The sequence below is a fragment of the Alicyclobacillus pomorum DSM 14955 genome (assembly GCF_000472905.1).
In the GTDB taxonomy this organism is placed as follows: domain Bacteria; phylum Bacillota; class Bacilli; order Alicyclobacillales; family Alicyclobacillaceae; genus Alicyclobacillus_A; species Alicyclobacillus_A pomorum.
Genome location: NZ_AXAR01000011.1, coordinates 62,656 through 81,161 on the forward strand (window position 1 = coordinate 62,656; position 18,506 = coordinate 81,161).

An 18,506-nucleotide genomic window follows, 5' to 3' on the forward strand; every position below is an offset into this window, starting at 1 on the left:
GTCATACAAATATTGGAAGTCGCTGTCCCACGTTACAGCAATGGTGCAAATAACCGCGCGATGCGCTGTGCCCCTTGGTGCCATGGTGGCGGCTTCTGCAACCATTCGGTCGTCAAGGGAAACGAGTGTTGCAAATCTTGTTCAAACTGTCTACGCAGTTCGGACGCGACGTCGGGACAGTAAACGACCTGGCAAACTTCATAGTTTGTGCGGAAAGATCTCAAATCGTAATTGGCAGCCCCGAGGATGGAAACGTCATCGTCTATGGTCATCACTTTGGCGTGTAGGATTCCTCCCGTGTACAAGTAGATCTGAACACCCACATCCAACAGTTCCTTGTAGAATGTTCGACTGGCAAGCCCGACGGCCTTGTGATCCGGTTGTTCCGGAACGAGCAACCGTACGACAACCCCCTTGAGCACAGCAGTTTTGATGGCCGTGAGGACGTCGGTGTCAGGTACGAAATAGGGTGTGGTAATATCCACGGATGCGTTCGCCTGCGTCAAGCCGGTAAAGAACAGGTTGCGAATGGATTGCATACGCCTGTCCGGTCCGCTCTCTATGGCTTGTACAAAACCCTGCGTCCAGTCGGCGCCGTGCGCTGGCCACGCGGTCAGTTCCTCTGCCCATTCGCCAGCGTAGCTTGGTACGGGCTGGCGGGTTTTCACTACCCCTCGGGTTCGCGGAGGCACGCGGTTCAACTGACCGCGGTCCAGGGTGGCAATGGCCCAGTTCATGTCGAAGATGGACTGCAGTGCCTGAATTGCCCTGTCCCCCAGAAGTTGCACGTGTGTGTCGCGCCACGGACCCACCCCCGGCTTGCGACCCGTATACTCATCTCCGACATTGATGCCTCCAACAAAGCCGATGTGTTTGTCAATCACCACAATTTTCCCGTGATCCCGGTGATTCAGGCGTCTTGTGAGCCATGGAAAGCGAACCGGGAAGAACGTTCGACACTCGATGCCGTGGGACTGCATGCGGGCGACGGTGGATGGCGGGAGCTTCCGACTTCCCATGCCGTCTCGCAGAAACCGAATTTTTACGCCTTCTTTCGCTCGTTGACAGAGCAACTGCATGATGCGCCGTCCAATGTGGTCGTCACGAAAGATGTAGAATTCGAGGTCAATCGTGTGCCTGGCGCTCGACAGTGCCTGCAACAATGCGGCGTAGGTGCTGTTACCGTCGTGAAATAACCGGATACGCGCTTCGACTGCGGGCACGTGCGTGATGGACTGTACGACCCGGTGAATGGTCGCTGCGGACGTCGTGTGAGCCGGAAGCGAATTCGCGTTGACATCCGAGCGTGAGCCCTGTCTTCGTGGTTCAGGCCGTTCAGGAAGAGGTCCATTCAGGATGTAGTAAACTGCAAAACCAAGAAACGGAATACAAAGACCGATGACAATCCATGCCAGTGAGCGCATCGGGAGCTTCACATCTCGTAACGCCACGGTGCACAACAAGATGACCTGTGCAGCGTACAATCCTAAGCACAACCACAACCCGCATCCCTCCGAATCCGTCTTAGGGTGAACGAGCTTGGGATGCATTATTCGAAAACGTTAGAGAAAACACGAAACCAGACACACCTACCATCGGTGTGCCTGGCATCTGGGTACTGATTGGGGTTACCAAGGTCGCCCAACCGGCGGGCGTGGAATCGGGAATGGGCGTGGCATTGGAACGGGTCTTCGGATGCCGTGTGGAAGGCCGCACCACGCCAATATCACGTCATGTGCACATTGCACCATACGAAACACCTCCACCGTATATTGCATGCCGAAGGGTCTTCGTTTGTCCGAGTCAGATGTCCCATCAAACGTATGGCAGCAGAAAGGGTATCGGCTCCAGATGTAATTCTTGGTAGACCGTTTCAGGGTCTTCACAAACATTGCCCTCGAGGAGCATGGCGAGTTGGTCTTTCGTCAGAGGAAAACCAGGCAATTTCTCCAACACGGGGATGAGTGCCTTCATGGCAAACACCGGCACAGACACCGTCCGCAGCGGCTTGTTCAGAGCGAGAGCCATGCGTCGAAGGATGTCCCGGTACGCAATTCTTTCAGGTCCGCCGATTTCGTACGTGTTGTGATACGCGACGGGCGTGTCCAAGGCGGTTACAAACGCCTCAGAGACGGTCTCTATGGCCACCGGCTGCAGCTCAAAGTGTCCGTCGCCAATGATGGGAACGAGCGGTGCTGTCTTGATCAATTGTGTCATGAGGCTGATGAAGTTTGGTCCGGGCCCCCCGTCCCCGTAGATTACGGATGGCCGAAAAATGGTGAAGTTCAATGGCGAGGACTGTACAATTCGCTCCGCGTCCCACTTCGATTTGTGATACGCTGAAACAGCTCCATCGCGCGCGCCAAGCGCGCTCATGTGTAGAAATCGAGACACTCCGGCCGCTTGTGCCGCATCCACGATACAGCGCGTGCCGCAAACATGAATTCGCTCCATGGTGACACCCTCGCGCGGAACCTCCCGTATGATGCCGACCAAGTGGATCACCGCGTCGCATTCTCTCAATCGCGACAGCCAGTTGTCAGGAGCAAATAGACTTCCTAAGACGACGTGAACACCGGGCTCCCGTAGCGGGCGTGCTGTCTCTTCCCGTTGCAACACGTAGACCTCGTGTCCGCAAGCAACAAGTCTCCGTACCACGGGCACACCTACGTACCCGGTTCCACCAGTCACGAACACCTTCACCTGTATCCTCTCCCGCCCACTGTTTGTACCATCGTACCGTAACACCGCCCTGTGTGAAAGCACCCGTAAAGGGCGTGTGTGGAAATGTCTAGGTATCTGTCGCTAGGAGAATGTCCATGACGGATACATGCCCTGTACTAGTCAGGTTCGTGTGCATACCCTGTACAACGACCTACGTTTAGATAGGCGTGATTCACTTGGAAAGGAGAATGTCGAGATGTTTAGCTTGGCAGGACCGGAGTTAGCCCGATTCCTCCTGGGACTCGTGGCTTTACTCGTCGCGGGCAACGTGCTCGGCTACGTCGCCGAACGACTGACAGTTCCACGGGTCATCGGTGAAGTCTGCGGAGGGCTGCTGCTGGGACCGACCGTGCTCGGCTTCTTTGCTCCAGGAGTGTTTCACTGGATCTTCCTCGGCTTTGCATCGGAGGGCAAACTGTTTGGCCTTGTCTACCAACTGGGGTTGATACTGCTGATGTTCACCTCTGGATTGAAGTTTCAAACGCGTTTTGAGAAGGCGGACGGAAAGATTGGGGCCGCGATTATCGTCGGATCGACTGCAATTCCGTTCGCGGTTGGATGGCTCGTCACCTACCTATTCAACCTCAAGCAATTCCTGGGACCTGCGAACAACATAGTGGCCTTGCAAATTGTGGTCGCCATTTCCATTGCGGTGACCAGCATTCCTGTGATATCGAAGATTCTCTTCGATTTAGGTATCATGCATTCAAGATTCGCCAAAATTGTCATCGGTGTGGCAGGCATCCACGACATCATTCTCTGGGTCGCGTTGGCGGTCGCCTCAGGGATTGTCAGCACTCACGAAGGCGTGAATGTCTGGGTCGTGTCAAAAAGTCTGGTCATCACGTTGTCGTTCTTGGTTGTCTGTTTGGTTCTCGTGCCGTGGATCTTGAAAAGGATCAACTCGAAACCTGCAAACTTCTTGTTTCGCGCTTCTTTCTTGGGGTATTTCCTGCTCATCCTGTTTGCGCTGTCTGACTTGGCCGGTTACTTAAACGTAGAGGTGATGTACGGGGCTCTGCTCGCCGGCATTGCCACGAAGCTGACACTTCCAGCGCACTTGTTCCAGCGCGTGGAGACCAGTATCCGGGAAATTTCATTTTCTTTGTTCATCCCGCTGTATTTCGCGATTGTTGGCCTCAGCCTGGACTTAGCGAAAAATTTCAGCGTTGGATTCTTTGTCCTGTATTTGCTTGTCGCGACGATTGTGCAATTTACGGTTGTCTATTTTACGTGTCGGTGGATGAAACAGGATAAACTGACAAGCACCAATCTAGCAGCGGCGATGAACGCGAGGGGTGGCCCGGGGATTGTTTTGTCGACTGTTGCATACGCTTTGGGGATTATCAATCAGGACTTTTTCGCCATTCTGGTCATGCTGGCGTTGGTAACCTCCTGGATGGCCGGGTCCTGGTTGCGGTGGATTATTCGAAGTGGTCGCCGACTCATGCCAGGTGACGAAAACATCGTCGTGATGAAGCCGCAAGAAGAAGTTCTGTTTGAGGTGCCGAACCGGGTCGAGACGTAAGTCTTCCTTGGACAGCAAAAGGAGACGGCCTCGACAGATGTCACTGGCCGTCTCGCGGTTTCACTGCATTGGCGATGTGCAACACCGGGTTACATCACTCTCGTGCCATTGCACACCGTGCACCGTGATAGCGTTGTTAACTGTCGGGGAACAGTTGATAAAACGCGGAATAGCGCTCATCACGCACCGGCTTGCTCGCAGATTTCGGCGCACTGGTGTGAGACTTGTTGGTTGTAGACGTCGCCGCCGCCTGGTCGCGAGCCTTGTTCCGCTCCCGGTAACTCTGGCGGTACGCTTCGAGTTCTGCCTTGGTTCGAACGCGATTGCGGTACCAGTCGTACAAAACTCGGTCGATATACTTAAAGCTGTATTTGTTCGCCAACACCGCTTCGCGCAGTGCCTCCACAATCAACCACTCTGGATGGCCGTCCCGTTCCATCCATTGACGAATCTGTTCACATTCAATGCCCGACAGCGGGCGTCCAAATTCCTCTTCAAAGAGGGTCACTGTATCCTTGCGCCACTCCCGGACGGGCGTATGATGTGGGTCTCGCCCACGTAAACGCGTCCAGAGGGGCTTTAAATCAAAGTAATTGCTGTGCGTCCCTTGGTCGTCCATGCGTTCACCAATGGTAAGAAACCCCTTGTGAACCAGCCGCTCAATATGTGAAGCGGCTTCAGCGGACGTCATGGCGCACCGTTCACCAAGCTCCTGGGGCGTCAGAAAGTCCCGTTTTTCTACCTGGATGGCGGCAAAGATTTGTAACAACACGATGCACTCCGAAGGACTTAACCCTAGCTCGCAGTACCGTGACAACCAGAGATACGGGATGGTGACAAACGACCCACTCAAAAAATCCGCGTTTGCCAGTTCCCGTTCAGAAGGTTTCACAGATCTCGCCCCCTCCCAAACGTCATCCACAGTATATCACGGATTGACTGGGGCGTATGGGATTATGGATAGAGCCGATACAACATGCGTGGGAAAGGATTCGCTTCCCGCACGTGTTCCAGTCCACAAATCCACGCAACCGTCCGTTCCAGTCCAATACCGAATCCTGAATGAGGCACGCTGCCGTATTTACGGAGTTCGAGGTACCAGCCATACGACTCCTCGGGCAGGTTGTGTTCCTCAAAGCGCTGCTTCAATAGATCGTAGTCGTGAATGCGCTCGCTGCCGCCGATGATTTCACCGTATCCTTCAGGTGCGAGTAGATCCGCGCACAGGACCACTTCAGGCCGATTTGGATCTGGTTGCATATAGAACGCCTTGATGTTCGTCGGATACTTCTCGATGAACACCGGCCGGTCGAATTGCTCGGCAAGTTCTGTTTCGTGTGGTGCGCCAAAATCGTCGCCCCACTGGATATCGTGGCCTTGTTTCTGCAACCAGGCAATGGCATCGTCATACGTCAGTCGCGGGAACGGAGGTTTCACGCTTTCGAGCTTGGAAATATCGCGTCCGATGGTCTTCAACTCAGACTCACAGTGTGACAACACGTGCTGCACCACGTAACTGATGAACTCTTCCTGCAGCTTCACATTGTCTTCGTGTGTGTAGAACGCCATTTCCGGCTCAATCATCCAGAACTCAATCAAGTGTCGGCGCGTCTTGGATTTTTCCGCGCGGAAAGTGGGACCCATGGAATACACCTTACCGAGTGCCATCGCTGCCGCTTCCATGTACATCTGCCCGCTTTGGGTCAGGTAGGCATCTTCATCGAAGTACTTGATGTGGAACAGTTCCGTCGTACCTTCAGCGGATGACGGTGTCAAAATCGGTGGATCTACGCGTGTGAATTCGCGGCTGTCCAGGAAGTCAGCCATTGCACGCATAATTTCCGCACGTACTTTCAGAATGGCGCGTTGTCGCGGCGTACGAATCCACAAATGGCGATGATCCAAGAGAAAGTCCACGCCGTGTTCTTTCAGCGTAATTGGATAATCCACTGATTCGCCGACGGGTTCCACGTCGAGCACTGTAATTTCATAACCGCCGGCAGCGCGTTCATCTTGACGAACGACACCGTGCACAATAAGAGAACTTTCTTGTGTCAGTTTGGAACACTTTTCAAAAATTTCTTCGCCCACTTCGTTCTTGACCGCGACACACTGAATGACACCGGTGCCGTCGCGCAATTGCAGAAATTGAATCTTCCCACTCGAGCGCTTGTTGTACAGCCAGCCACGAAGTGTCACTGTTTGTCCAACATAGTCGCCAACGTGGTGGATGGTCGTAACTGGGTACACAGTCTTTCCCTCCAGACAACGTCAATACATCGGATTATAGCAAAACCAGGTACCAATGAACAATTGAGGGTGAAGACGACAAAACGCCGATTCCCCTATGAACCGGCGTTTGTCTCCGAAAGACGGTTTACGCAAACGGAAGTGCGGAAGCATCGTTGACAACGGCAGGAAGTTCAGGATTCGGCTGCCGCTGTGTGCGCTCCAACCACTCGCGGAATGCGTCCCCACTGATACTCTCTTCTTCCACCACAGATTTGGCGAACTCCGCAATCGCATCCTTGAACGGCTGCAAAAGTTCGCGGGTGGCTTTTTCCTGTTCGCTGAGGATATAGCGAACTTCCGTGTCGAGTACCGTGTCGGGTAGGTTCTCTTCGTCCACAATACCAATCCTCGACAGCCCGCACTTCACCATGGTGCGCGCCAAAGACGAAGCTTGCATAAAGTCGTTCTGCGCGCCTGTGCTGCGATTGCCAAAGTGAAGTTCTTCGGCCAGGCAGCCAGCCAAAGCCACGTTGATCTGCTGCTGCAGCTGCTCGCGGGTGTACAGGTAGCGGTCGCTCTCCGGAATTTGGCGGACAAATCCAAGCGCGTTCCCGCGCGGTGCGATGGTAATGTGCGAGACTGTGCCGGGACGCATCAATTCGCTCACAATCGCGTGTCCAATCTCGTGAATGGCCACGCGGTGAAGTTCCTCGTCCGTGGGTTTCCGCCCCGTTTTCTCACCCATCAGTACTTTGTCCACGGCATCTCTGAACATCTCCTGCGAGATCTCCTGCTTGTCGTTCCGCAAGGCGATGATGGCAGCTTCGTTCACGAGGGATTCCAGCTGCGCACCGGAGAAACCGTACGTCTCCTTGGCGATGTGTTCGAGGTCCACGTCAGCCGCCAACGGTTTTCCCTTCGTCTGAATCTTAAGGATGTGCAGACGTCCCTCTTTGTCCGGCAAGTCGACCTTGATTTGACGGTCAAATCGGCCCGGACGCAGCAGTGCAGAGTCCAGCATGTCCGGACGGTTGGTTGCGGCCATCACGAGAACCAGCGGCGATTGGGTGGTGGACATGCCATCCATCTCGGTCAGCAGCTGGTTGAGCGTCTGGTCGTACTCTTGATGGCTGTGTTGGCCTCGACGAGCCCCCAGAACGTCAATCTCATCAATGAAGATGATGGCGCTGTCCTTGTTCTCTTTCTTCGCCTGGGCCCGTGCGCGGCGAAACAGGTCGCGTACGCGCTGGGCGCCGACGCCGACGTACATTTCCACGAATTCACTGCCAGATGCCGACAGGAATACCGAATCCGTGTACGTCGCTGCAGCCTTCGCCATCAGTGTTTTACCGGTTCCCGGCGGTCCGGTGAGCAAAATTCCCTTGAGCGGACGAATGCCAAGCGCCTTAATCTTGTCTCGGTACTTAAGAAAGTCGAGCGCTTCCATCAATTCGCGCTTTGCATGTTCCTGACCGCCAATCTGGTCGAACGAAACCTGATGTCGAACGGGTGCCTCCCGGGTTGCTACAGGAGCCGCCGAGCGACGGTCCATCACATACCACAACGCTATTGAAACTCCGACGAGGAAAAAGATAGGCAGCACATTGAGCCCCAAAACGGCGAGGAAAACGAACACCGCCACGCCGACGCCGACAATCCACTCCTTAATCAAGAAGCTCCACCTCCTTGTCGAAGAAGCGTGTAAGGCATAACTTGGTACAAGTAGTGGCTTCCTTCCTCCAACTGAATGTATATGTTGTGCTCGTCCATGGTAATTCTGGCGTCTGCGTGCATCTGCTTTGCTTTTTGTTGCGTCGCGGAGATCATATCTGTGAAGCTGCCATGAGCAATACCTTGCTGTAGTACTGGAACAAGCGCTTCGTATACATCGTTGAGATCTTGGTTCCGATTGTCCTGAATGTTGACCGTCACGGACTGCGGATCTCCAAGTACGCTGCGTACAGCCTTTGAGATGGTTTGGTACGTCGACTGTAAGTCGGAAACTCGCCCCAACGTGATGGTGATGACATTGGGGTTACCGGTGTCCACTTGAACGCTTTGGACGCCGGAGATATGCCCCAGACTGTCTTTGAGCGGGTTCACCACGTTGTATTGTCGATACGCCCACCAGCCGCCGGATAGCACGACGAAACTGATGAGCGCAATCAATATCACTGGAACGAGGCGAATGCGAGTCAACGGTCACCGCCTCCTCTATTGGTCTATCTCGATGTCAGGCACTAGTATAACATGTGCTCCGAGTTATGTAGACAACACATATTTCCTTCGGGGGCGTGTTCACGCCGATAATGGCTTGCCAGACCGAGCGTCGAAATAGCGGAACACGAGCGCGCCAGTCTCGTCTGTACCACTGACTTCATACACGACCTCCGCATTCGTATGCAATCGCGTCTGCTGGTTGGCATCGAGATAGCCCAAGTGAATCTGAGTGGGATGGATGTGTGCCGAAATGGCTCGCTGCGTGATCTGATCTTTGCTCATCACGCTGTCTGCCGGTACTGCATGTACGACGAATGGAGATCCATACACGAACGCGTACCACGCACGTCCAAACGAGTCCGTGCCTTCAAAGACCTCTTGAACATCTGCACCGGTAAACACATCGTGATGGTCAATGTGAGTCAGCGGGGACTTGTTGAGCGCAAACTGCGCCGCGTCCGCCTCGATATCCCATTCGCTGGAAAGATTGCTCCACACCGCACACACCAAGGCAATCATGGCCATGACAACGACAGCAAAAATACTCCAAAACCAAACTCTCCACCTAGCCATAGTGCTATGCCCGGTACAGGGTCAACAGCATCTTCCCTTCCTCTTCTTGATGCTTGGACAGTCCAAAAATGACGCCCTTATCCTTCAGGTTGCGATTGAGAAAATCGACCAACTGATACAGGTCATCCGTTGCTGTGCAAACCTGCGTGCCAATGACTGATAACTTCAACTTGTCGTCCATTCGATGTCACCTGCGAGTTTTCTCATTGTCCTCAAACTTTGTTTTCAGCGTAGCAATCATTTCATCGTTTGTAAAATGATACTTCAGCGGCGTCAGGCTAATTCCCCCGTGCTCCACGACGTACACGTCGGTGTCTGATCCGCCCGCGTCCACCAACGCTTCACCGGTGTAACGAAAATACGGATTTCCTTGTTCGTCAGTTTTTTGCGTGAAGAGGTCACGGTAGCTGCGCGCTCCAAGTTGCGTGACGCGCCACGGTGCCTTTACGATGTCCCGGTTCGGGAAATTGATGCTGACAAATGTGTCTGCTGGGAACGGGATGTCGTTCAGAACATCAATAATGCGTCGAGATACTTGAGCCGCATCTTCGTATAAAAACGGAGTGCCCGTGAGGGAGAATGCAATGGCCCGGACCTGGTGCAGAGCCGCTTCGCCGGCCGCAGCCAGCGTGCCGGAGTACAGCACGTCCGTTGCCAAATTCGGCCCTTCGTTGATACCAGATAACATCAGGTCGAATGGCCGCTTGTCGGATAACGACGCAATCGCCCACTTGACGCAGTCCACCGGGGTTCCAGAAACGGAGTATGCCTGCACACCCTGCATGCCGAAATCCACTTCGTTCACGTACAGTCGTTGGTACAAAGATATACCGTGACTGGAAGCACTGCGCTGCCTATCAGGAGCGACGACAACGAGTTCCCCTGCATCCTTGACCGCTTCCGCCAAGGCGCGTATCCCTGGAGCATGTATGCCATCGTCGTTGCTGATCAGTATTCGCATCGATTGTCTCCTCTCCTGCCATCAAACCGCCCACATACGAGCAGACGCCACGCGGATACTACGAGTATTACGCGAGGAGGTGCACGTCATATGCCAGGGCGAAATGTCCGCACCAAATCGAGTTCCCTTGTGTCACCTTCTACAGCAGATCATGCACCTGTTTCACCGCCACGACGGACGGGCGCCGAAATGGACCTGTGGCTATCCGCATGGGAGTGCGCCTTCGACCTCAAGCACCCGGACGTGGTCACCCAACTTCGGAATACCTTGTTACGCGCGTAATCTGTTACCGCTTGAGAAATTCTTCAATCTTTCGCACCTCGAAGCGAATCCGCTCCGTGTCCAATGTCACTGGTTCTCGGTTAAGCAAGAGGGGTTGGCCGTCGACAAACACGTCTGTGACGTCGTCGGCCCCGCTTGCATATACGACGTTGGACAGCAGATCATGCGTCGGTTGAAAATGTGGGCTACGCAGATCCAACAACGTGATATCGGCACGCGCACCGACCGTCAACGTCCCATGGCCTTCGGGAAGAAATACCGCACGTGCACTTTCGGCGGTGGCCATGGCAAACGCTTCTGCAGCAGGAATGACGGTGGCATCCAGATGGATCCCTTTGTGCAGCGTTGCCGCAAGTCGAAGTTCTTCAAACATATCCAGGTTGTTGTTGCTCGCTGCACCGTCTGTACCGAGGCCGACCGTGAGCCCAGCCTGTTTCATGGCCACAATCGGTGCCACACCGGAACCCAACTTCAAATTGCTCTGCGGATTGTGCGCCACCCGGACATCATGTGCCTTGAGGATGGCGATATCCTCGTCGGATACATGAACGCAGTGAGCGGCCAAAACAGGTCTTGTAAACAGTCCGCACGCTTCCGAGTGGGCAATGGGTGACTTACCGTGCTCTCGGAAACTGTTGTCTACTTCCACCCGGGTTTCGGAAAGGTGAATCTGAATCGGGACGTCCAGTTCGGCAGACAAGTCGGCAACCAAGGTCAGGTAGTCGGCAGGACACGTGTACGGTGCGTGTGGACCGAGGGTGGTGGTGATGCGTCCAGACGCCTGTTTGTGCCATTGCCTGACGAAAGACTTCGTGTTGTTTACGCCATTTTGCCGCGAGGTTTGGTCCATTCCCACCATGCCCCACGACAGCACGCCGCGCATGCCCGACTCTTCTACAGCCTGTGCTGCACTGTGCATCATGAAGTACATATCCGTGAAACACGTGGTTCCGGATTGGATCATCTCCCAACAAGCGAGCAAGGTGCCCCAGTAAATCGCTTCCTGCGTCAGTTTGGCCTCCGTCGGAAACATTTTTTCCTCAAGCCAAGTCATCAGGGGGAGATCGTCACCGATTCCGCGGAGTAATGTCATGGCGGCGTGTCCATGTGCGTTGACGAATCCTGGCATGGCGACCGCCGCGGGACGCCTGTAGACGGTCAACCCCTCTCTGACTCCACCGTACCGACCTTCGCCGACCTCCACGATGATGCCGTCCTTTATGAGTACATATGCCGGCCCTGGCACAATTTTTTCTGCAGATTGAATCAGCGAACCTACTTCAAGCAATACTTGGCTCATTCGGTGCTCTCCTTCCCGTCACCCATCCACGTCAAAATCCGTTCCTCCGTCGGTGCATGAATGACACCGCGCTCGGTGATGATGCCCGTGATGAGCGAGTGCGGTGTTACGTCAAACGCGGGGTGTGCTGCGCTGGTTTGCTGCGGTGATATCCGATGTCCGCGGATGGACGTGACTTCCTCAGCGCTTCGTTCTTCAATGGGAATGAATTCCCCGGACGCAATGGACAAGTCGAACGTACTCAACGGAGCCGCCACGTAAAACGGTATCTCATGGTACGCACACAGCACAGCTAGGCCGTACGTACCGATTTTGTTGGCCGTATCCCCATTTCGCGCAATCCTATCGGCACCCACGATGACAGCGTCGACTCGGCCTTGCTTCATAAAATGCGCAGCCATGTTGTCGGTGATCAAGGTATGCGGAATCCCGTCCTGACACAGTTCGTACGCGGTCAAACGGGCACCTTGTAGGTAAGGTCTGGTCTCATCGACCCACACGTGGGTCAGCTTGCCATCTTCAGCCAACGTGCGGATGACGCCGAGTGCCGTGCCAAAGTCGACGGTGGCCAATGAGCCGGTGTTACAGTGCGTCAAGATTTCAACAGGTTTATCGAACAAATCTGCCCCATGGCGGCCAATGGCGCGATTCGTGGCCACGTCTTCCAGAGCAATCTGTTCCGCTTCTGACCGTATCCAATCTGCCAATTGACCCGCGTTTTCCGCCGGCCGCTTCAGCGTCTTTGTCATCCGTTCAATGGCCCAGAACAAGTTCACCGCAGTCGGGCGCGTTGCTCCTAACCGCTCCAGTGACTTCGTCATTTCTCGGCGGAATGTGTCCAGGGACAGGTCGCGCAAACGCTGTGCTTCGAGCGCTGCGCCGAAGGCGGCTGCAGCGCCAATGGCCGGCGCTCCACGAACTTTCATCTCGACAATCGTCTTTGCCACATCTTCCGCGTTGTCGCATGAAATCCACAGTTCTTCATGCGGCAGGGCGGTCTGGTCCAGTACTTCCAGTGTGTTCGTGTTCCATCGTAGTGCTTTCAGCAGAACTCCTCCTCACGTCACTTGGGTTGGTCGCCCGTCAGTGGCGCTTGTCCAGAAACGGCCGCCCCACAGTTACAATCCCGGTCTACCGACAACGAGTCAATCGTGTGGAAGAACAATCTCCGAATGTTATCCGCGTTGCGCTTCATCTCCTGTACCACTTCGTCCACAGTCAGTGGGTTTGCGCTGATGCCTGTGCCGTAATTGGTGACCATGGCCACCGTCGCGTAACAGAGTTCCAATTCCTTCGCCAGCACCACTTCTGGCACCGTGGTCATCCCCACGACCGCACCGCCCAAGGACTGATACAGGCGGATCTCAGCGCGTGTTTCAAAGCGAGGTCCTTCAGTGCAAACGTACGTCCCCCCGTCGTGAACTGGGATTTCCAACTGCCGCGCGCTTGCCACAAGATGCCGGCGCAATCGATGGCAATAGGGATCCGACATGTCCACGTGGACCACGTGGTTTTCTTCAAAGAAGGTCTGCGTTCTCTGCTTGGTAAAATCAAGAAAATCGTCAACCACCACCAAACTCCCAGGGGCGTACTGCAGCTGCAGTGATCCCACAGCAGCGGTGGCCAATACCTGGTGAACGCCCAACGCTTTCAAAGCCCACAAATTGGCTCGGTAGTTCACACGATGCGGCGGAATGCTGTGGGCCGCGCCGTGCCGCGGCATAAACGCCACGCCGCGCCCTTTGTATGTACCCACGGTGGCTTTGGCCTGTCCATAGGGCGTTTCGAGAATCCGAACTTCCGCCCCGTCCAGCAAGTCTGGATGGTATACGCCTGTGCCACCGATAATGGCAAATTCTGCTTGCACGCTGTTTCCTCCTCGCCTGTCCTACGACACCCGATTATACGTGAAGTTGGGCGAGGGTTCCATCGGGTTGACCAGAAAAAAGCAGCGCGCTTAGACGCTGCCTTGCGGTTGACGGCGTAAAAACGAAACAATGTCCTCGAGGGCGATTCCCGGCCCAATGTCCATGAGGTCACCGACTCGTTGCAACCGGTTCGGCACGCTGTGAATCGTAAAATCCGTAGGGACAGCGCCGGCCGCCAGCTCCGACCAGCGCAATGGCGTGGATACCGTGGCTCGTTTGGTGGCCCGAGCGCTGTATGGCGCAATCAGGGTGCGCGTACTGCCGTGTTGCGGATAGTCCACGTAGACTTTATTCCCACGATTCTTTTTCAAACGCTCCAGGGTTACGATGCGAGACAGCGTGCTCGCGAGGTAGTCGGCAACCGCCTTAGTGAACAGGCGGGTGTCGGCAAATGAATAGCCCTGCGCAAGCGGAAGAAACACCTGTAACCCCGTGGCGCCTGAGGTTTTCGCTACGTGCGGCAATCCCAATCCATCCAGCAACTCGTGTAGACACATGGCGACCTCGCGCACGGGTTCAAATCCGGGCACAGAGGGGTCCAAGTCGAACGCGATATGGGTGGGCTGGTCAGGATGGTCTATCGTGGTGAAGCCAATGTGCATTTCCAGACACCCAATATTGGCGAGCCACAACAGGGTTGCAATGGAATCCACCAAGACCGAGTGTATATCGTCGTTTCGGTCACTGGACCAGCGCGCGACCGTCTTCACCCACTCCGGTGTCCCCTGAGGCGCGTCCTTTTGATAAAACGAGTGGCCATTCACGCCGTCCGGAAAGCGAATCATGGTCAAGGGCCGCCCTTTGAGGTGTGGCAACATGTACGGCGCCACCTCAGCCAGGTACTGCATATAGCCAACCTTCGTAATGCCAGCGTCTGGCCACAGCAGCTTGTCCGGATTCGTCACTTTGACTGGATACTCCGCCGCGATTTCCACGATTCTACTCCCCTTCGCCCGCTAACGACAAGAAGCCGCCGCGATACTCATCACGACGACTTTTTTCGCGTCGCCCGTTTGGCAGGTTTGGTCGCCTTCAGACTCTCCTGCAGCGCCTTCATCAAGTCCACGATGTTGTCCTGTTTAGCCGTTGCTGCTGGCGCCGTAGCGACTTCCTGGTTCTGTACTTTTCGTTCAATCATGGCCAACACTTCGTTTCGATGTTCATCGACGTACTTTTCCGGTTGAAAGGACGTGGCCAGTTGCCCAATCAACGTCACGGCCATCTTCAATTCCTGCTCGGTGACGTTCCCCTCCGACTGGATGTTCGGGAGTTCGTTGGTGGGACGTACCTCGTCGGGCCAAAACAGCGTCTCCACCAGAATCACGCCGTTTGCTACGCGAACGCACGCCAGCGTCTCAGAACTTCGAATGACCATGCGCGCAATGGCAATTTTCTGGGTCTCTTCCATCGCCTGTTCAAGCAGCCGATACGCCTTGAGTCCGGACGTCTCGGGCGCCAGGTAGTACGTTTTATCGTAGTAGACCGGATCAATCTCCGAAAGCTCCACAAAGTCGACGATGTCAATGGTTTGCGACCGCTTTTTCTGCACAGACTCCATTTCTTCTTTATCCAGGACCACGAACTGGTCCGGTGCGTACTCGAACCCGCGTACAATCTCGTCCCACTCCACCGCTTTATCGCAGTGCGGACACGTCCTCGTATATTGAATCGGCGTTTTGCACGCCTTGTGTAAATAACGGAACTTCACGTCTTTCGACTCAGTCGCTGCAAACATCCGCACCGGTACGTTAACTAGACCGAAACTGATGGCGCCTTTCCACATCGTGTGCATCGCCTTGCCTCCTCTTTTCGGACCGCACTTCACAACACCGTGTTCCTAGTGTTTTCGGAGGCGAAGATCCTCATCCGAGGAAGTTGTTGCACAAGCCGTGGACAGCGCCAGACACTTTACGTGTGATCTGCGGCCAGAAAGCGGCGCATCTGTTGTAAGACTTGTGCCTCCGGACCAATGCAACGGCGTACGCCTGGAACACTCTTCAAGAAACTGGAGCCGTATTTGGCGGTGACAATTCGCTTGTCCATCACCACCACAACGCCGCGGTCGTGCACGGTCCGAATGAGTCGTCCAAATCCCTGACGAAACCGAACGATAGCCTCCGGCAGACTGTCGAACGTAAACGGACTTCGCCCTTCCGCCTGCAGGCGTTCGTGTCGGGCCATCGTTACGGGGTGAGTGGGCGGCGCAAACGGAAGACGAACAATCACCAGCGTCGTCAATTGATCTCCCGGCAAGTCAATCCCTTCCCAAAACGACTGTGCACCCAGCAACACGGACTCCGGGTGTTTGCGGAACGCTTCGAGAAGGTAACTGCGGCTGCCGTCTACGCCTTGGGCAAACAGGTCGTACCCTTGCGCCTTCAGCGGTTGTCGAAGCTGCTCTGCGGTGGCCCGCAACATCGCGTGACTGGTAAACAAGGCCAACAGCCGACCCCTGCTGATCTTCGCGTACTGGAACAGTGAATCACTCAACCACACCGCCGCTTCCCCCGGACTCATTTTCGCGAGCTCCGGCACGTCGGTTGGCACACACAACAAGGCTTGTCGGTCGTAGCGGAAGGGAGATGAGACGACAACGCTGGCAAGTCGACCGTCCCTTGCAGCGTCTTTCAGCCCCAAGCGAGCCATCACGTAATCGAACGATCCGCCTGCAGACAACGTCGCCGACGTCAACACGACGCTGCTCTTTTCGTCGAACAGACTGGTCCTCAGTATTTTTGCGACATCGATGGGTGCCTGATGCAAACTGACAAACTTCTTATCACCTTGGCCACTTGCCTCAATCCAGACCACCCAGTCGTCCGACAGCACAGCCGCACTGCAGAGAAGTCCCACGTGGTTCTGCAACTCCTGCAGGAATCCGGCCGCGTCAAACAGTCGTCCCGCCAAATCTTCGTCCGGTTCCTGTTCCGCGGTGTCGGAAATCGTAGCCGCTTGGGATTCTATTTCCTTTAGGAGTTCCTGTAATTCATCCACGAGCTCGAGGTACTTGTTCCACGTGGGCGTGTTTTCGACTGCCCGTGTGATCCGGAACACGTTCTCGCCTGGCGGGAGCCATTCACAAAATGTCGCGAAGGTCGTTTCGACAACGCCCCGCAGTTCGCGAAGCGTATCCACCACGTGTTCGAGTGCAGGAACCGCCTTGACCGAGACTGCGTCAGACCCTTGTAGGCGCGTCAGCAACTCCGGGATCACGCCGTGCTTTCCGTTGTCGCGAGACAGACGTCCTATCAACGCGGAACACTGAAGCTGGTGCACTTCGTCGCCCAGGTGTTTGGTGGCCTCTTCTTCGAGATGGTGTGCTTCATCCAGGATCAACTTGTCGTAACGCGGGAGCACCCGGTGATTCGCCTTCACGTCAGACAAGATGAGTGAGTGATTGGTCACAATCACGTCCGCTTCGTATGCCCGGCCGCGAGCCCGGAAATAGTAACACGGCTTGAAAAACGGGCACCGCTTGTTAATACACGTCTCCGTTTCACTCTGCACGCGGGGCCAGACGTCCGTTAACTTGCCTTGCAGTCGCAATTCTTCTCGGTTGCCCTCTTCCGTTTCTGTCAACCAAACCAGTAGTTTCATATAAGCTTCGATTTCGTCTTGGCTGGAAGCAAATCCAACGGATCTCACTTCCTGGAGGAGCTTTCGCATGCATACGTAGTGCGTTCTCCCCTTAAATACAGAAAGCGACAACGGATGTTGAATCACCTGACGCAGCAGCGGAAAGTCGCGCTTCGCGATTTGGTCTTGCAGGGATATCGTATGTGTGGAGACGACCACGCGGGTGTCGTTATGAATCGCGTACAACGCAGCAGGAATCAGGTAAGCCAGCGATTTTCCGGTACCCGTTCCGGCTTCCGCAAGCAAGTGAGTATCCCCTTCCAACGCCTCCGCGACCGCTTCTACCATCTCCATTTGTCCTTTTCGAACCTCGAAGCCGTGCATCATTTTCGCCAACGGGCTGTCTGCCATCAGGAGGCTGCGAGAATGGGCAACCAAGTCGCTGTCCGGTGTTTCGTCGGCAGATTCAACGCTGTCTTGAGAAGGATTTGACTGTACTCGAGTAAACGCCAACTGATGAATTTGGTCGCAATGATCCGGCAAGGCTGTGAATGTGTGGAACCGTACGTCGGCCACCCTCTGAAACCACTGTCCCAGTTGGGTAGCGTACATGGCCCCAAGTCGCGCAAGATGCTGCAATGTGACGTAGGGAAGTTCCTTGGCCTTGCGATAACAACGAGTGAGTAATTCACCTTGCGCCGACACCAACTGCTGTGCTGTTGAATCCGGAATATCGACGTTGGCCAGTTGCAAAAACGCAGTCAACGTGTCTTCAACGTGCGTCGGATAGAGCACACGGCAAATTGCCCTGAGGTCAAGTGGTTCACTAGAAATAGGCAGAACGTATCCCCATTCGTCGCACAGTTGGCGAAGCAGGCGAAGTTGGGTCTCTGGGTAGAAACTGACCAGCGTACGCCCCTCTATGTATTTTAAAAGGCCTGGTAGCGCTTCTTCCATCGGTACATTTGTCGGTGCAGATGGGAGTCTGGCACAACGCCGCACATACGGCTCTGCGAGCGCTCCATCCGTCCATCGCAAGGCACCGATTTCGAACGTTTCCGCAGCCGTTTTGATGCCTTCCTGGGTGGTGTTTTCAATTTCTGTGAGGTGAAAAAGAACAATGTCCAATCCGCGCGTCCCCCGGTCATAAGAATACGTTCATTGTAACAAATCGGGGCTGGA

At 54.9% G+C, this 18,506-nt stretch carries 16 protein-coding genes; 1 reads left to right on the forward strand and 15 read right to left on the reverse strand.

Annotated features, from left to right (window positions below; all coding sequences use genetic code 11):
- Nucleotides 1-32 precede the first annotated feature (32 nt).
- Nucleotides 33-1,502, reverse strand: a complete 1,470-nt coding sequence (locus YWK_RS0112015) for a phospholipase D-like domain-containing protein (protein WP_051375537.1) — start codon at nucleotides 1,500-1,502, stop codon at nucleotides 33-35.
- 313 nt (nucleotides 1,503-1,815) lie between these two features.
- Complete coding sequence (locus YWK_RS0112020) at nucleotides 1,816-2,703, reverse strand: complex I NDUFA9 subunit family protein (RefSeq protein WP_026964991.1); 888 nt, start codon at nucleotides 2,701-2,703, stop codon at nucleotides 1,816-1,818.
- A gap of 217 nt (nucleotides 2,704-2,920) precedes the next feature.
- On the opposite strand from YWK_RS0112020, the gene YWK_RS19725 reads away from it, so the two are divergent.
- The gene (locus tag YWK_RS19725; protein WP_035466841.1) at nucleotides 2,921-4,252 is read left to right on the forward strand and encodes a cation:proton antiporter; all 1,332 of its coding nucleotides are present in this window, start codon (nucleotides 2,921-2,923) and stop codon (nucleotides 4,250-4,252) included.
- 136 nt (nucleotides 4,253-4,388) lie between these two features.
- Here YWK_RS19725 and YWK_RS0112030 read toward each other — a convergent pair whose 3' ends face one another.
- The 13 genes from YWK_RS0112030 to YWK_RS19735 form a co-directional block, all read right to left on the reverse strand.
- Nucleotides 4,389-5,144, reverse strand: a complete 756-nt coding sequence (locus YWK_RS0112030) for a DnaD domain-containing protein (protein ID WP_026964992.1) — start codon at nucleotides 5,142-5,144, stop codon at nucleotides 4,389-4,391.
- 62 nt (nucleotides 5,145-5,206) lie between these two features.
- Nucleotides 5,207-6,502 carry an asparagine--tRNA ligase gene (gene asnS / locus YWK_RS0112035; protein WP_035466842.1) on the reverse strand — a complete coding sequence of 432 codons (1,296 nt, stop codon included), beginning with the start codon at nucleotides 6,500-6,502 and terminating at the stop codon, nucleotides 5,207-5,209.
- Between the two features lie 127 nt (nucleotides 6,503-6,629).
- Nucleotides 6,630-8,156 carry an ATP-dependent metallopeptidase FtsH/Yme1/Tma family protein gene (locus tag YWK_RS19730; RefSeq protein ID WP_051375538.1) on the reverse strand — a complete coding sequence of 509 codons (1,527 nt, stop codon included), beginning with the start codon at nucleotides 8,154-8,156 and terminating at the stop codon, nucleotides 6,630-6,632.
- Nucleotides 8,153-8,683 (reverse strand): hypothetical protein, encoded by a 531-nt coding sequence (locus YWK_RS0112045; RefSeq protein ID WP_026964994.1) that lies wholly within the window; start codon nucleotides 8,681-8,683, stop codon nucleotides 8,153-8,155. Before YWK_RS0112045 ends, YWK_RS19730 begins: the two co-directional genes overlap by 4 nt.
- A 99-nt stretch (nucleotides 8,684-8,782) precedes the next feature.
- The gene (locus YWK_RS0112050; RefSeq protein ID WP_156909137.1) at nucleotides 8,783-9,277 is read right to left on the reverse strand and encodes a hypothetical protein; all 495 of its coding nucleotides are present in this window, start codon (nucleotides 9,275-9,277) and stop codon (nucleotides 8,783-8,785) included.
- Between the two features lie 4 nt (nucleotides 9,278-9,281).
- Complete coding sequence (locus tag YWK_RS21510; protein WP_084453678.1) at nucleotides 9,282-9,458, reverse strand: YpmA family protein; 177 nt, start codon at nucleotides 9,456-9,458, stop codon at nucleotides 9,282-9,284.
- A 6-nt stretch (nucleotides 9,459-9,464) separates the two neighbouring features.
- The gene (surE, locus tag YWK_RS0112060) at nucleotides 9,465-10,238 is read right to left on the reverse strand and encodes a 5'/3'-nucleotidase SurE (RefSeq protein ID WP_026964996.1); all 774 of its coding nucleotides are present in this window, start codon (nucleotides 10,236-10,238) and stop codon (nucleotides 9,465-9,467) included.
- Between the two features lie 286 nt (nucleotides 10,239-10,524).
- Complete coding sequence (locus YWK_RS0112065; RefSeq protein WP_026964997.1) at nucleotides 10,525-11,820, reverse strand: amidohydrolase; 1,296 nt, start codon at nucleotides 11,818-11,820, stop codon at nucleotides 10,525-10,527.
- Complete coding sequence (mtnA, locus tag YWK_RS0112070) at nucleotides 11,817-12,869, reverse strand: S-methyl-5-thioribose-1-phosphate isomerase (protein WP_342664248.1); 1,053 nt, start codon at nucleotides 12,867-12,869, stop codon at nucleotides 11,817-11,819. The genes YWK_RS0112065 and mtnA overlap by 4 nt, the downstream gene beginning before the upstream one ends.
- 14 nt (nucleotides 12,870-12,883) lie before the next feature.
- Complete coding sequence (gene mtnP, locus YWK_RS0112075; RefSeq protein ID WP_026964999.1) at nucleotides 12,884-13,687, reverse strand: S-methyl-5'-thioadenosine phosphorylase; 804 nt, start codon at nucleotides 13,685-13,687, stop codon at nucleotides 12,884-12,886.
- A 90-nt stretch (nucleotides 13,688-13,777) separates the two neighbouring features.
- Nucleotides 13,778-14,683, reverse strand: coding sequence for a non-homologous end-joining DNA ligase (gene ligD, locus YWK_RS0112080; protein WP_051375539.1), 906 nt, complete (start codon nucleotides 14,681-14,683; stop codon nucleotides 13,778-13,780).
- 50 nt (nucleotides 14,684-14,733) lie between these two features.
- Complete coding sequence (gene ku / locus YWK_RS0112085) at nucleotides 14,734-15,540, reverse strand: non-homologous end joining protein Ku (protein WP_026965001.1); 807 nt, start codon at nucleotides 15,538-15,540, stop codon at nucleotides 14,734-14,736.
- Between the two features lie 116 nt (nucleotides 15,541-15,656).
- On the reverse strand, nucleotides 15,657-18,452 hold the full coding sequence (locus tag YWK_RS19735) for an ATP-dependent DNA helicase (protein WP_051375540.1): 2,796 nt from the start codon (nucleotides 18,450-18,452) through the stop codon (nucleotides 15,657-15,659).
- Between the last annotated feature and the right edge of the window lie 54 nt (nucleotides 18,453-18,506).